The organism is Paucibacter sp. Y2R2-4 (assembly GCF_025717535.1).
Taxonomy (GTDB): Bacteria; Pseudomonadota; Gammaproteobacteria; order Burkholderiales; family Burkholderiaceae_C; genus Paucibacter_A.
Genome location: NZ_JAJIRO010000003.1, coordinates 513,773 through 527,398, shown reverse-complemented (window position 1 = coordinate 527,398; position 13,626 = coordinate 513,773). Strand labels below are relative to the sequence as shown.

Annotated in this window: 10 protein-coding genes and 1 pseudogene; 8 read left to right on the top strand and 3 right to left on the bottom strand. The window is 54.5% G+C overall.

Features of this window, described 5'->3' with window-relative positions; translation table 11 throughout:
* Nucleotides 1-102: 102 nt before the first annotated feature.
* A complete protein-coding gene (locus LNV06_RS13655) occupies nt 103-1,137 on the top strand; it encodes a hypothetical protein (RefSeq protein WP_263538841.1) in 1,035 nt (344 codons plus the stop codon).
* Between the two features lie 441 nt (nt 1,138-1,578).
* On the opposite strand, the gene LNV06_RS13650 is transcribed toward LNV06_RS13655, so the two are convergent.
* Entirely contained in the window at nt 1,579-3,555 is a 1,977-nt protein-coding gene (locus LNV06_RS13650; protein ID WP_263538840.1) for a hypothetical protein, read from the bottom strand.
* Between the two features lie 1,358 nt (nt 3,556-4,913).
* Here LNV06_RS13650 and LNV06_RS13645 point away from each other — a divergent pair.
* The 3 genes from LNV06_RS13645 (at nt 4,914) to LNV06_RS13635 (ending at nt 9,859) form a co-directional block, all read left to right on the top strand.
* A complete protein-coding gene (locus tag LNV06_RS13645; RefSeq protein WP_263538839.1) occupies nt 4,914-6,497 on the top strand; it encodes a P-loop ATPase, Sll1717 family in 1,584 nt (527 codons plus the stop codon).
* Between the two features lie 226 nt (nt 6,498-6,723).
* Nucleotides 6,724-7,932, top strand: coding sequence for a hypothetical protein (locus LNV06_RS13640; RefSeq protein ID WP_263538838.1), 1,209 nt, complete (start codon nt 6,724-6,726; stop codon nt 7,930-7,932).
* Nucleotides 7,933-8,425: 493 nt separating this feature from the next.
* Nucleotides 8,426-9,859 carry a hypothetical protein gene (locus LNV06_RS13635; RefSeq protein ID WP_263538837.1) on the top strand — a complete coding sequence of 478 codons (1,434 nt, stop codon included), beginning with the start codon at nt 8,426-8,428 and terminating at the stop codon, nt 9,857-9,859.
* A gap of 43 nt (nt 9,860-9,902) precedes the next feature.
* Here LNV06_RS13635 and LNV06_RS13630 read toward each other — a convergent pair whose 3' ends face one another.
* Nucleotides 9,903-10,205 carry a helix-turn-helix domain-containing protein gene (locus tag LNV06_RS13630; protein ID WP_263538836.1) on the bottom strand — a complete coding sequence of 101 codons (303 nt, stop codon included), beginning with the start codon at nt 10,203-10,205 and terminating at the stop codon, nt 9,903-9,905.
* A gap of 121 nt (nt 10,206-10,326) precedes the next feature.
* Nucleotides 10,327-10,587 carry a helix-turn-helix domain-containing protein gene (locus LNV06_RS13625; RefSeq protein WP_263539138.1) on the bottom strand — a complete coding sequence of 87 codons (261 nt, stop codon included), beginning with the start codon at nt 10,585-10,587 and terminating at the stop codon, nt 10,327-10,329.
* A 231-nt stretch (nt 10,588-10,818) separates the two neighbouring features.
* On the opposite strand from LNV06_RS13625, the gene LNV06_RS13620 reads away from it, so the two are divergent.
* The 4 genes and pseudogenes from LNV06_RS13620 to LNV06_RS13610 all read left to right on the top strand — a co-directional run bounded on the left by LNV06_RS13620 (nt 10,819) and on the right by LNV06_RS13610 (nt 13,573).
* Nucleotides 10,819-11,283, top strand: coding sequence for a hypothetical protein (locus tag LNV06_RS13620; RefSeq protein WP_263538835.1), 465 nt, complete (start codon nt 10,819-10,821; stop codon nt 11,281-11,283).
* A 48-nt stretch (nt 11,284-11,331) separates the two neighbouring features.
* A pseudogene (locus tag LNV06_RS22660) lies at nt 11,332-11,628 on the top strand (HAD domain-containing protein); the annotation flags it as partial.
* 54 nt (nt 11,629-11,682) lie between these two features.
* Nucleotides 11,683-12,045, top strand: coding sequence for a hypothetical protein (locus LNV06_RS13615; RefSeq protein WP_263538834.1), 363 nt, complete (start codon nt 11,683-11,685; stop codon nt 12,043-12,045).
* A gap of 73 nt (nt 12,046-12,118) precedes the next feature.
* Nucleotides 12,119-13,573: an alpha/beta hydrolase gene (locus LNV06_RS13610; protein ID WP_263538833.1), complete on the top strand. Its 1,455-nt coding sequence runs from the start codon at nt 12,119-12,121 to the stop codon at nt 13,571-13,573.
* Nucleotides 13,574-13,626: the final 53 nt, after the last annotated feature.

The window sequence follows — 13,626 nt, the reverse complement described above, 5'->3', positions numbered from 1 at the left end:
TTCTATGGATGTGAAGCCCGCGTTCTACGCACTCCAATCCTACTGCATCAATGCCTCGGGAGGACGCTCGTGACCTGGTACTGCAGCACACTGCGGCGAGCCATGCTCGCCTTCGCCCTTGGGGGCTTCTTCCCTGACTTGGCAGCGGCCGATGAACTGGATGACCGCTACACCGGACTCTGGCGCCCGAATGCCTTCCTCTGCGAAGCCACGCCTGGCGGCGTGAGGTTCCCCAGCCGGCCGACCGGAGAGGCGGCTCAGCCGTGCGACGACGGCGACATGACCCTTTTTAACGGCCTCCTGTGCGCCGTTGGTGAGCCTCTGGGATGCCTGGGCGTAAAGGAAGCGCTCGATAGAAACTCGGGCCAGTGGTACCGCTCGCCGCGGATCCGCTTGAACGGCAACGACCGGGGTGGCGCCAGCTTCTCCCCTGACATGGCAATGGGCGTCCAGCTCTACCTCTTGAAGACCAAAGACATCGACTCGGCGTTACGCTGGCTCATGTGGCTTCACGATCACGTGCCTTGCTGGGTCGAGCTCGGCGGCGCCTGTCTGGTCAGGGCCCCGGTGCCGAGGTTCTGCACTGACCCACCCAAGCCTGGCGACAAGCAGAACTTCGAGTGCACCGTGCGGCCTGGTGATGCCGCGGCGCTTTCGGCGACCGTGAGCTGGCTCCAGGAGAAGGCTGGGATGCAGCCGCTGCCCAGCGGCAGCTTGCGCGCCTACCTAGGGTCCTGGTCAGGCAAGACCGCGGGCTTTGTGAAGCTCGGCGCCGAGTGCAACCGGGTTGGCTTCTCTCAACACCTGGTGGCGGTCGGGATCCTGCTCGAACGCATGATGGGGTCGACCCACCCAGATCTGGAGGTGGCGGCCAAGCTGCTCGTCTCTGGGGAGGAACGGAGCTGCGCGACGTTCAAGACCATGGGCGACCCGAATAACGCGTTCTTCCGGTGGTTGGCCGAGGGGTCGACTCAGGCGGTGAAGGATCAGGTCCTTGCGCGCTGCCCGGCGCCCGACCGCCTTCCCACGCCCCCGCTGCACCAGTGGCAGTGGGAGAGGGAGGACGCCGACAAGGCCTGGGAGCACTCCAGCTACTGGGACTGCGTCTTTATGTATCGGCTGCTCAAGCCGAGCTGAGCAACTTGGCTGCGACCGGGTGGTCGTGAGACGGCCAGGGAGCTGACGTAAGTTCGGATTAGTCTTTGACCTGCCCCCAGAACCCGTGCCAGTCTATTTGAGAAATCCGCTGGGTTGGATTCATCTCTATTGCCGTGGTACGGATCGCGGGTTGCATGTCACCCTGGTTCCACGGCTCGCGCGAAAGGATGTTGGCTGCAGATCATATGATGGTCTCCCATCGAGTGGGCGGCCCACCATCGTGCGCTTTTGCAGCGCTGACAGTGTGGGCTCCCGTTCGCTGCATGAAGGCTGTCCGGCGCTTGGGTCGCCCCACGCTGTTGGCCAGAAGCCGTCGGTCGACGCCAAGCCGGATAGCTGACGTCCACAATCCTAGCGAGACGAGGCATGCACGCGACGCCCCACGGTGTCAAATTGACGCATTCGCACGCAGTGCATAGTTCAAGGCCTCGCACGCGACGCCGTTGCCACAATCGTTTCCTTGTTCGGCACTACGTTGACGACCATTGCGACGCCGCCGACAGTTTGCTTCGGGATGGCCAACTTCACTGATGCCTTCTGGTCCTTGAGCGTGTAGTCGACCTCTCCTTTCAACTGCGGCACGAAAGGCGTCAACGCTACAACGGTGGGGGCAATGCCGGCGAGCACCGGACACTTGAGTAGAAGTTCGGGACTGCTGACCAGGAACTCCGTGGGGCCCGGCTTGAGCTTAGCCTTGACGTCAATGTTGTCCACGGCAAAGTTTGCCCGTGCATCGCCGTTCGCTGTTGAGAGTTGGACGTTCGACGCGATGCCCACACGGGACTCACGTAGTGACGCGGTGAAGTTCTTAGACTGCGACCATGGGAACTGACAGGTCAGGTGTCCGACGATGTCCAATGGAACGAACTTGACATCAACATCGGCCTTCGCCTCACCTTGCACTTCGAGTGCGAACTGAACTCGGTCAAGGGCCGGCGACATGTCGAAGTCGCGAAGGCAGACCTGAAGGTTGTCGGTCGCGAACCGCGAATCGACATCGAGATTGGCAAAGTTCCCAGTGGCCGCGAGGCGATTGAGCGCCTCCTTCTTCGCTTCGCACAGCAACTTCTCGCCAGCCTTTTCCACCTCACAGGTGGCGTTCTCTGTCTCCCTCAACCGGTCGCAGTCCGCCTTGCGCAAGTTGGCGTCTGTGTCGTAGATGACGTTCTGGGCCGCTTTGGCAGCCTCACAGAATGGGTCATTCCCTCTGAGGGTGCACTGTCCGCCGACGCAGCCGCCGAATGCGCAAACTCTCGGAGCTCGCAGCAGGCAGGCACTGCAGTCCCGAGTGTCTCGGTTGGCACTGAAACTGCACTGCTTGTCGGACTTGCACACACGGTCGGAAGAGCAGTTAATTCCAAGTCCGTTCGGCAACTTTATCTTCGTGCTGGTGTGTTGGTTAGGCACCGACACAGATGCCTTGACGCAAAGCTGCGCCTGAGAAGTAACGCTGTTCATCGCCAAGGCGACCACGTCTCTCTTCACGGCTACCCACGTTCCCTCTGGGGTAGGAACTTCGAACACCTGCTCGACAATTTCGTTTACTCGATCTTGGATGCCGCTGAAGGTAGGTTTAACGTCGACGGCCTGCACGGCTGCTGCAACGCTGACCGGCGATAGCTGTACTAACGACGTAAGGTGATCCTTTGCGACCAGCCAAGCGATGCCGTCCACCTTGAACGGAATCACTATCGGCTTTGACACCACTTCGATGGTGGCCTTGCCGCCGGCGTCGTCGATAGAAAACGTGTCGCTGGGGTTAAACGGCTTGTCAGAGAGTGCGGGCAACGTGACCCGTGTCAGAGGGGAGCGGCTTAGTTCTCCCGAGATGTTGTCCTTAAACTGGTTTAGGACCGCGACGATAGCGGACCCAACCAAAGTGACGTCTACCTTGTCTGCAAGCTCGATTTTCTCGACATGCACGGACGAAAATGCTGGTAGCAGCCGCAACTCAAGTTCTGGACCGGATGCGCCAGCCTGAGCTATCGCTCCAGTGAGCCCCGCATAGGCAGTGACGGTTCCTTCAATGCGCGGTTTCAGCGCGCCTAGCGCCGCGATTGCTGCCTGATTGTCTCCGGCATCGTCCTTGGAGAACTGCCGAGCGAAATCGATCGACACCCTAAGCAACTGCTCATCACCACGAAGGCTGAGCTTCGCCACACCCTGCTTTTTGAGCTCTTCCGTAAGCAGCGCGGCTGTCGCATCCGACATTGCTACTCCAACTCCAATGTTTGGAGTGGCGAGCTTTGCCAGTGCTTGAGCGGTGGAGGTGATTGCTGCTTGCCGCTGTTCCTCTACGGTGATGGGAGGAAACTTCGCATTCACCATCCTGGTTAGCGAATCCCCACACCCACTAAGCAGCATAAATGTCAGCAGTCCGAAAAGGCGAAGGAACATTTGCAATCTCCTTAGACACTACATCGACCAAGAAGCCGCAGAAATCGGCTTCCGGAAACTTGGTGCCGAACTGTTCGGTCCTACCGAAAGAGGCTGCGTAAAGTCCAAACCGCCTTCAGGACGTCCAGTTTGACGGCACTTGGTAAAGCCGGGTCCAGCCCGCGGCGTTCAGCAACAATCAGGTAGCTCCGCTGCATTGCGATGAATCTCGCTAGGTCGCCGAAGGGCCCCGGGCCAAGGGGGGGGCAGCGCCAATCGGCCCGAAACTGGGGTTCTCCCCCTATCACCGCAGTGGCTGAGTTCGATCGTCTTCAGCGGTAAGCAGTGCCGCGAGCGCGGCAAGAATCAACCGGATCCTTCAGAATCTGTCCTCCCACAGGTGAATCCGGTCCCCAAACTTTACTGGCCACTCTGGCAAGCGCATCCCCAACTTTGATAAAGCCAGCCAACCACGAAAGGCAGCAAGCGCTGCTACCGACTTTGCGTGAACGCGGTCGACCGTAGCGAATGCAGTGTTTGCCGATGCCTGGGTCTACCGCACGACTGCTGCTTCCCGAGCTGGCACGCGGGCTGCGAGTGACCGGCAATATCGGCCGTGCGCGGCGGCATAGCTGCCGCATCGACGCCGGCCGTGATCGGCGACAACCGCTGCGGTACTGTCCATCCCTTGGATCCGGAACTTCGGCTTTGGGCACTTTGCCGCAGTTCAATTTCAGCGTCCCGTAGGACCGGAATCGCCGAAAGCGGCCAGCTTGCCAAGCCACCCGACCCACAAATGCTATGGGGCAGTCACCCAGCATTGAAAGCACCCTGAACCCCTCGCCACAACGTAGCCTTCGCAACACACGGTAGGTCAGTCGCATCAACTAACGCCCGTCAGTCGCAAAGGAGAGGCGCGAGTCGCAATTGCTTCGCCGACCTACGAGTCCAATCTTCCTAGGCTATCGCGGGACCAGGCAATGCTGACGATCGCAGGAGACTAACCCGCCCTTGAGTCTCGCGATCGCGCCGGACTGCCATCGTATCGCCACTGGTTTGCTCAAGGTTACGCAGGGATTCTGGAGTGGTCGAAGGGGCTTGCTGCAGGTAGGTCAAGCAAGTAAATCCGATGCGCTGGGCTTAAAGTAACTTTGATAAGCTGCGTCATTGCAAATGAGCAATGGCATGAGGCCAGAAGGCCATCCGGCTAGCGTTCGAGACGCTTTAGGATGCATTGCAGATCCAGCACTATGGCCGGGTGTGCGTATCGATTGAGAGTTGTCGAACGGCTTTGTTAGGCCTCACTTATTCCGCACCCCGCTCCTGCCAAGCCAAGTGATAGCCCACTTCGATTGAGAGAGATCTAACCAAGCAGCCCTATGGATCGAAAAACAATCAACGAGATACTTGGCAGCGATATGGCGCAGCACGACAGGAGATTCCTTACATACTGTATTGAGAGAGAGGACATTCTGCAGTCGCTCCGCGACGAAAACGAACAGCTGCTTGTCCTCAATGCTCCACGAGGCTCTGGCAAGAGTGGCCTTCTCCTTCAGTTAAACCGTGACCTCAATAAGTGCCCCCGCCACATTGTCATAAACAAAATTAGCGGGCAAGTCGAATATCCACGAGAAAACCTAGATGTCCATGGGTATGTCAACTTTTGGAATACACAACTACTAGGTTGGTTATTTACTGAAATTGGGCGGCAGCCGCAAATCGCCTTTTCCGAAGCAGCTATTAACGCTGTTGAATACGCTGAAAAAAAGGGCGCCAAACAGAAGAATATAGTAACTCACGTTCTAGACAAGATTAACTTCAAAGCGCTTCCAATTGAACGTGCAAAAATGGACCCGGTCGTTCGCCATGAAGAAGTCCTTGGTCTAATAAAGACCATCGACAAAAACTTTTGGCTACTGCTGGATGAGTTCGATGACAGCTACGACAATACGGAAAGGTTTAACACAATTCTTGCGGGACTTTTAATATCGGCGCAGACCATTTCACAGCTTGTGACGAACGTTAAGATCAGAATAACCGTCAGGCCGCACGTAATGAAGATTCTTGAGTCGACATTCGACAAAATACCGACTCTTCGTGAAACACAGATTAGTGTCGGGTGGACTACCGAGCAGCTCGGTGCGATTCTGGCACGACGTATCGAGTCATATCTCGAGCGAACTGGCGATGATATGGAGGCGCTTATCGCCGGAACACTTAGCGAGAAGCATGTTCGGAGTCGTCAAGAAGCGCTAATTCGGCTCTACTTTCAGAATTTTGATCTCGAATTTGACTCTCCATTTGGCAATGAGAACAAAACATGGATTACGCAAACCTTAGCGACCATAAGTATGTATCGACCTCGCTGGCTGATTGAGTATTGCAAACTGTGCCTCGAAGCATGCAACATTCCTCCAGTATCAAGCACTGAAGCCAGATCCGCCCTATATAAATTTGGGAAGAATCGTATCGCATTTCTTCAGGCTGAGCATCGCGCTATTTATGCAAAAATAGAACTAATGCTCAATCAGTTCTCTACCTACGGCAAAAATTCATTCCCAAGCTCCAACTCACTTAGATCGTTCATCGTCGCCAAAATCATTGGCGTTGGGATATTGCCAACCATGCCGGAGTGCGTCGACACAGCATCCTTGCAAATAGCAAGATTCCTCCACATGATTGACTTCATCCAAGGAAAGCAGTCTCTTGGGCCTGGAGTCTATAAGCACCATCACTTTATTGATCGGCCAGAACTATTCTCCAGTTGGACAGAGCATCCTGATTTGCGTTGGGTGATTCATCCGTCGTTTGCAAATGCGCTTGATCTTGATGGCAACCGGTCGTACCGGGCCGGCGAGCAAATCAAACAAGCAAAGCCAAAGTACGTTGAACTGCAAGAGCCCCTACCCGGATTTACGGAAGCTCAGAAGCCTGCGCCCCGGAGACGCAAACGTCGACACTGAAATGCTGAACTGAGGCATACGGCTAAGCCTCGCAAATCTAAATAGGACCGCCAGATTGCATCCCGGTATCCGGATCATTGTTCTGTGCAACTAATAAGTGCTAGCTACCCCCGAGCAATGCAATATGCCCTGTCATACGGTTCTTACAAGAACGTTATTACAAACTTCACAAAATAGAGTGCCTTGCAGAGAGGTACTGCCAGCTAGCTAGTTTGGAGATGCCCCCATGGAAGCAGGCCAGAATAACGACTCACAGTTGGCAATCAAGGTTCAGTTTGACAAGCACCCATTTTTGGCAACACTGATCAAGAACCCAACTCACCATTTTCGGTCACCTTGGACTCAGGAGGTAAGTCAGCACCTCCAATCTCAGTTTGGGAAGCCGGGCGAAGAGGTCTTTTATCGTATCGTGTACAGACCCGGGGCATCCGGCGAATTAATGACAATTCATAAAGGCCCGTTGACCGGCCTTCAGACAACCAGCGTTGTCCAAGGTGGAAGAATTACTTCTGTTGCGGCCTTGGAGAAGGTGGACGGTCATGTTGCCCGAAACATGATTCCGATGCTGCTGACGATGGGAGCACTCAACTCAATTCATGCTCGTTTGAGTTACATAACCGACATCTGTACCGACATAAGAAACCGCCAGATATCTGGCGACAAGGCGAAACTTGAGAGAATATCCGAAGTTATCGTTGACTGCTTTGAAAGCTTAATTGAAGGGGACGAGAAACTAAATGAGGCTAATTTGCGTCGTGTGACTAACAACACCGACGATTGTTTTGAAATTTTGAGCGCACTCCTGGATGACCTGGCAGTGCAGCACAAAGCAAAGGAAATGGACTCCGAGAGCTTCGACGAGTACACGGGTGTAGCTTTTAATGAGTGCCGAAAGCTTGACAGACCGACCGCAGCAATTCGCGAGCTTATGCAGCACAGCGTCTTCGCCGCCTACGAACGGTATGCTGCCGCTAGGGCTTGCCAAGTCGTGCTTAGTGGTATCTACTCACCAAGTAATATCGGACGCCACAAACGAGCTTTAGAGAAAGCAAGAGATTCAATCCGCAAAGTTTTTAATGAACGACTAGAGCGACATACCAGAGGTGCTGATTCTCTCCGTCGGAAGATCAACAACCTCAAACATGGCTATGAGGAACTCAACTGGACGGCGGAGAGCGCTCAGCGTGCACTTAACCAGCAATTGAGTGTTATTGAGAAACTTGAGAGCGAGCTACACTTGCTGCTGGACGCGAGAATCGCAGATTTTGACGGTCTTGCCCAAATATTCAGAAAGGGTAAGTTTGACATCATCGTCATTGAAGGCGCCATGATCTTTAGCGAGCAGGATTCATCTGCACTAGAGAACGAAAGTACTCTATCTATAGAGGGCTTGCCGATTAAAGTCCAAGTTGCATCAGGGCCTGGAATTGTCTAAAGCTGCAATAGGTTTTTTTCTGACAACTGCGCGACGTCAATGCCCGGGAAATAGATATCTCAAGGCTATCCTCCCTTTATCGAGATTCTTCTATTGGCCAGAAAATTCAATTCTACGCCCAAATTCCGCATCGACACCCCTCCCCGGTTGCAGAGCAGCGATACCCCTCAACTAGACCGTCTTCTTTAGTCCATCGATTTCACACTTGTTTCATGGCTTGCGATGAGAAGTATTCCCTGTAGCTTCCATGATAGTCCTCCGTCGAGTTGCAGCATATGCAGAGTGCGCTGTCGCCATAAGGGGGCTGTCAACGGCAGCAGGCCCGCAGAATGGGGTTGATTCTAGCTTTCAGACAGGTTTCAGAGATTCTGAGTGACTCACAGCCTCTATCAGAATCAGTCGTAACTAAAGGGAGGTTCGCGTGTGTTAATATTTTCGTTCATCATTTTTTCGATTGACCAAAGAAAATATAAATTTAGGGCGAGGTGGATGAATGGCAGAACGAATAACGCTTGACCATTTTAAGGCTACTGATAGTGGCGAGCCGATCTATGCAATCGGACTGGCCGACAATCTGGTGACTATTCGCAGCCAACAACTGAGGGCAATATGTCTTGCCGAACTTCTTCACTCGGCCACGCCAACACTTGAGCGCAAGAACATCGCAATTATTGGGGGTGGAATCGCGGGTCTAACGCTATCGGCGAGACTGCTGCAGTTGGGCTGGATGGATATTCGGATATTTGAAAGATTGACGGATCTTCTCGCAGTTCAGAATGGGTGTGACACCCGGTGGATCCATCCTCAGATAATTGACTGGCCTCTGCCCGAATCGAAGGTCGATATGTCAGATCTCCCGATATTGAACTGGACAACTGATACCGCCTCCAATGTGTCGTATGAAATCGAAGCTGGCTGGCAAAAGATTGTTGATTCCTGTGCCGTTAAGCCTTCAAACGACCGTGGAAGCATTAGGCGCGGAAAATTCACCCGCACCATATCGGTACTATTGGGGGTTACACATTTAAAAATATCTATGCGTCCATCAAGTTCGAAGGGACGCAAACGTATTAAGGACCATCCAGTCGTTGAGTGGATACGGGACACCAAGGTATCGAATAGAAAAATCGATGGTGACACGGCGCAACCATCTGGGCAAGAGAGCTTTAGCAAAGTAATCCTTGCCACCGGCTTCGGCATCGAGACCGGCACTTCCGATTCGTACTGGCGAAATGAAAGCCTTGGTCAACTAAATATTGACGGCGCGCAGAGAAGATTTTTGGTTTCTGGCCTCGGAGATGGGGCGATTAGTGACCTACTTCGATTGACAACAAAGAACTTCCGTCCAGATAGAGTCGTAAATGAACTGTCTTTGAGTGCGCTTGAAGGCTTTTTACGGGGGCAAGCCAAAAACGATTTGCTCAAGACACTTGAGTCACTTACTACTAGTCGGAAGCAAGCACTTCAAATCGCAAAGCATGATTTACACGAGTTAATTGATTATTTCTCTGATCGCAAGCGCGATGACACATATGTCGTTTTGCATGCAATCGGAAGACTCGGTTTCAGGGAAGCTTTCCGGCAGTCAAAAGCGTCCACCTTGAACAAAGTATTCCTATATGTGCTCTATAAGAATGGTGCCTTTCAGTATGTTGAGTCAGCTAAGTACAGAGAAGAGGAAGTAGTTGCCGCTAACAAAGATGTTCCAGCGGAAAACATAATTCGGCGACATGGCGTAGATAGGGCAAAAGTCGTTAGCGATCTTTTCGCGACCTACAGAATTGCTTCGGGCCGGGAATATCCGAAAGTTTTTCTCAGAGAGCAGGCGACTGATTGTTGCGAGCAGCACATCAAAGCACAAGCGACCTACCAGCGCCTAGTGGCGGCGCTGGCCGCATTTTGTCGAACCAAATCAGTTGTGCCCTGAACGCCCCTGCAATTCACCAAGAGTGCGCAATCGAAGCGATTTTCTATTGTTGACTTCGCTCTCGAACGGTGTCCTCAACGAGGCTCACGATCGTTCCGCTATCGGTTCCAAGAGCCGTACAAATTTTAAGTAGGACAAACAAGGTAGGCTGACTCTCGCCTCGTTCAATCCGACCATAGTACGAGCGCTCGACGCTCGCCATGTGCGCCATCGACTCTTGCGAGATTCCCGCGGCTACTCGGCCTTCACGTATAAGTGATCCAAAGGCAATCGCGACAACGGCGTCAAAGCTTGTTGAACCACGTGGGCGGCCGCGAGCAGGTGCTGGTTTGGGGCGGTATGACATCCCCCTAAGCGTCCCGCAGTGGTCCCATTAAGGCCACGTTATTTAAAACGCAGGCGTACTTGGGGCCAGTCAGCTTTTATTGGAAGTTAGGTGGTCGCTAGCCCTCAATGGGGCCAGTTGACTACTTTTTCTTGGGTGTAGCTTGATGCCGTGTTTTCCGGAACCTCGAATCGGGCACAGGATTGGCTCTCAACCTTTGGTCCAGCTCTCGGTTGAACGTTACAAAGTCGATGTCAAGGGCATTCAGCCATGCCCAGAGCTCAACCACGTCCAATCTGCGCGCTCCACGCTCAACTTTGCTGACGGTGGCTTGGCCACGCCCCAGGCGCGCGGCCAAGTCCAACTGGCGCAGGCGTTGAGATTCGCGCCGGCCGCGGAGCATTCGTAGGAAAACATCGTTGTGTCGGGAATGTAAAGACTTGAGCATGGTCCACCTTGAGCAGCCACCGTAGCTCAATTTGCTCCGTATTCCGAAAGCGAATCTATGACCGTTGCAGGCGCCGCCCATCGCGCGCTAGCTAGGTGTTTCGACGTGATGGCGCCAGAATAGTTGCGTTTTATATAACGCGAAAGAGAGCTTTCGGATCTGTTCAGTTCCGGAGCCAATTTGACAATGTTCGTTACCCTTCCTGCGCTCGCTATCAGCCTTCCTCCAGGTCTCGCCCCCGCACTCACTTCTGCAGGGGCGCGATACTGGAGTGCGTTCCATTTGACCTTCCCGCATCCGTGGTTCATCGCGAGCGTCATTGAGGGTTCTGGCGATGAATCGATCTGCTTGTCATGGGCTGTGGCCTCGGCAGACGACGTCGTGGATCGAGTCGAGAACATGGAGCGTGAAAGACTGGTGGGGCTGGTCTGCATGATTCCGCCCCAAGATTCGTCCACCGGCCAGTGGACAAGCCGAGAAGTCGCCTCAATCTGGCGCGCGCGTGATCCTGTTGATGGGAACCTCACGGTGGTGTTTCGAGATCGGGCAGGCCAGGACTTTGCCGCCGGTTTTCGCATCGAGTCAGCTGAGCACTTCATTGATCAGCAGCTTGTCTTCGCCCTTTCTCAGAGCGGTGCGAAGAGGTCGTGAGATGCTTAGAGTGAGGATGCAGCTAGGTCAAGCGACTCATGCCGAGGAATAAGAGAGCCGTGGCTACGGCAGCGCCCAGATGTCGACGTCGTGATCAGCTCAAGTTGGCGGGAGGCACATCCGCTTGATGAGATTCGGGAGTTCTTCACAGAAGACCTGCGGCTTCGCATAGTCGGCTCGACTCCAGTGGTACGCAATGAGAAGGGTGAGCGCGAGGCCGAAATACGCTGCTGGCTCCATGACAACGGCCACACGGGGCGACCGTGGGCCGCTTTGGATGACCAAGCCTCCCTGTTTAGCGCGAACTGCAGCAGATTGGTTCTTTGCTGCGGAGCGTTAGGGATATCGCAGGCTGACCTTGATCGACTAGATTCAATTCTGAGAACGTCTGGACAAAGCTTGAACCCGCGGCAGGTGCTTGAACAGAGAACCGTTGCGGCAGTTCTATCTGGCACGACCTGGCGCAGAGTTGAAGACGCTGGCGCCAATAGATGGCTGAATGAAATGCATGTCTTTGCGATTGAACAGGAGGGGCAACGACGGTTGCCTGCCTATGTATTTGACCCACACGGAGAGCCCTATGCAGCGTTGGCTGAGGTTATTGGCATCTTGGCTGGCTACCGGCCGTTCCAGCTCGCAAGCTGGTTTGAATCCATCAGCGCGACGATTGGCGGCAGGCGCCCGCGAGAGATCTTGGCCAGCAACCCGGAAGTAGTCATCGCTGCTGCTCAATCGCATGCGGCAGGGCCTCAGCAGGGCTGATTGCGTCAGATCCAGCCGAGTAGCGTGCAAGATGCGAAGAGATCTGGAGCTAGCAACCTAAAGGAGAGTATCAATGTTTTCCCGATTCATTCAAGCCAGGTGGATTGCAGCGCTTTCGCTACTCTTACCTGTTGTGGCCACAGCGCAAGTGACCTTGATGTGCGTACGTGGGAAATCATTCGAAAGAGACAGGGAATTCCTGCAGACTCGGCAGCTCAAGTTCAGCGCAGACGGGCCACCGCTCGGTGACCTCTTGCAGGTAGTGGCAAGCCGCGCTGTGCGAGAGAAGCTTTGGCCGGAGCTTAAAGCAGACGAAATTCAGGTAGCGAACTTCGATGCACAGTTGTGCGGTAACGAACCGATCGCCGAACTGAAAGTCAGCTACGAGCAGGAAGATCTTGCGGTGATCCTGACCGAGAGAAGCCGAGGTGCAGGAGATCAACCTAGGCTCAACGCCGTAGCGCGTCAATCGGCTGCTCGGAACGCACCCGCGAAGTTACCTCCGCCTGGTACTGTCGCAGATGCCAAGCGCCACGACTGGCTGCGTCTCTACTTCGCAACTACTCGCGAACCCACTGGGACGGCGAAGACTGCTGAGGCGTTCGGAAAGGCTCGCAGTGATAAGTTGAGCTTTGGTTCCGTGGATGTTTCAATTCCCGCGGATCATCGCTGGGCAAATCTCGAGAGCCCATCCTTGCTGCGCCTTGAGTGGGACCCCTCGCCAGACCGACATATCGTATTGTCCGAGGCATTCAAAACCTTCACGATCCCTGGCTGGAAGGCCGAATTAGCTCTTCGCGCGGGGGCCTTTGACAAGAGCGGCGTGCTGCTCTTCGTCCACGGATACAACACTACATTTGCGACGGCGGCGGAGCGCGCCGCACAGCTGGCTTACGACCTAGCCTTCCCGGGGCCGACAGTGTTGTTCAGTTGGCCGTCTGATGGTGATTTACTGTGGTACACCCGCGACGAAGAGAAAGCACGCACAGCCTGGAGGCAAATGGCCAAGGTTCTCGACCAATTGACTCGCCTGGGTCCTGGAGTACCGGTCTATGTAGTGGCACACAGCATGGGCAATCGAGTTCTGACGCAAGGCCTCGCCGAATTACTCCGACAGCGTCCTGGTGCCGACAAGGCATTCAGGCAGGTCATCCTGGCTTCACCAGACCTTGGTGAAGAAGAATTCCGCCAACGTTGGATCTATGAGCTGAAGAGCGCTAACGCCCCGCGCTATACCCTCTACGCGTCAAAGCAGGACGTGCCGGTGGCACTATCGGCCTGGCTGCACGGAGAGCGACGACTGGGTTCAGGAGGGACGGACATCGCCGTTCTTGCCGGCATCGACTCCATCGACGCAAGCGCGATTACGAAGGAGTGGTTTGGCCTGTCACACAGCTATTTCGGGGACAGCGAGACCGTAATGAGTGACCTCTTCCTGATAATCCACCAAGGCCTTGAGCCAAACAAACGGCCACGTCTGATGAAGGCAAAAGGGAGTCAGGGTGAATTCTGGGAGTTCAGGCGATGACACCCCGAAGTTGGATTTGGGCCTGGCTGTTCGTTGGGTTCCTGACAAGCCCA

Bases quoted from the DNA above. Each gene is read 5' to 3' on its own strand.
- LNV06_RS13655 (WP_263538841.1), top strand. From the start codon at position 103: ATGCTCGCCTTCGCCCTTGGGGGCTTCTTCCCTGACTTGGCAGCGGCC.
- LNV06_RS13650 (WP_263538840.1), bottom strand. From the start codon at position 3,555: ATGTTCCTTCGCCTTTTCGGACTGCTGACATTTATGCTGCTTAGTGGG.
- LNV06_RS13645 (WP_263538839.1), top strand. From the start codon at position 4,914: ATGGATCGAAAAACAATCAACGAGATACTTGGCAGCGATATGGCGCAG.
- LNV06_RS13640 (WP_263538838.1), top strand. From the start codon at position 6,724: ATGGAAGCAGGCCAGAATAACGACTCACAGTTGGCAATCAAGGTTCAG.
- LNV06_RS13635 (WP_263538837.1), top strand. From the start codon at position 8,426: ATGGCAGAACGAATAACGCTTGACCATTTTAAGGCTACTGATAGTGGC.
- LNV06_RS13630 (WP_263538836.1), bottom strand. From the start codon at position 10,205: ATGTCATACCGCCCCAAACCAGCACCTGCTCGCGGCCGCCCACGTGGT.
- LNV06_RS13625 (WP_263539138.1), bottom strand. From the start codon at position 10,587: ATGCTCCGCGGCCGGCGCGAATCTCAACGCCTGCGCCAGTTGGACTTG.
- LNV06_RS13620 (WP_263538835.1), top strand. From the start codon at position 10,819: ATGTTCGTTACCCTTCCTGCGCTCGCTATCAGCCTTCCTCCAGGTCTC.
- LNV06_RS13610 (WP_263538833.1), top strand. From the start codon at position 12,119: ATGTTTTCCCGATTCATTCAAGCCAGGTGGATTGCAGCGCTTTCGCTA.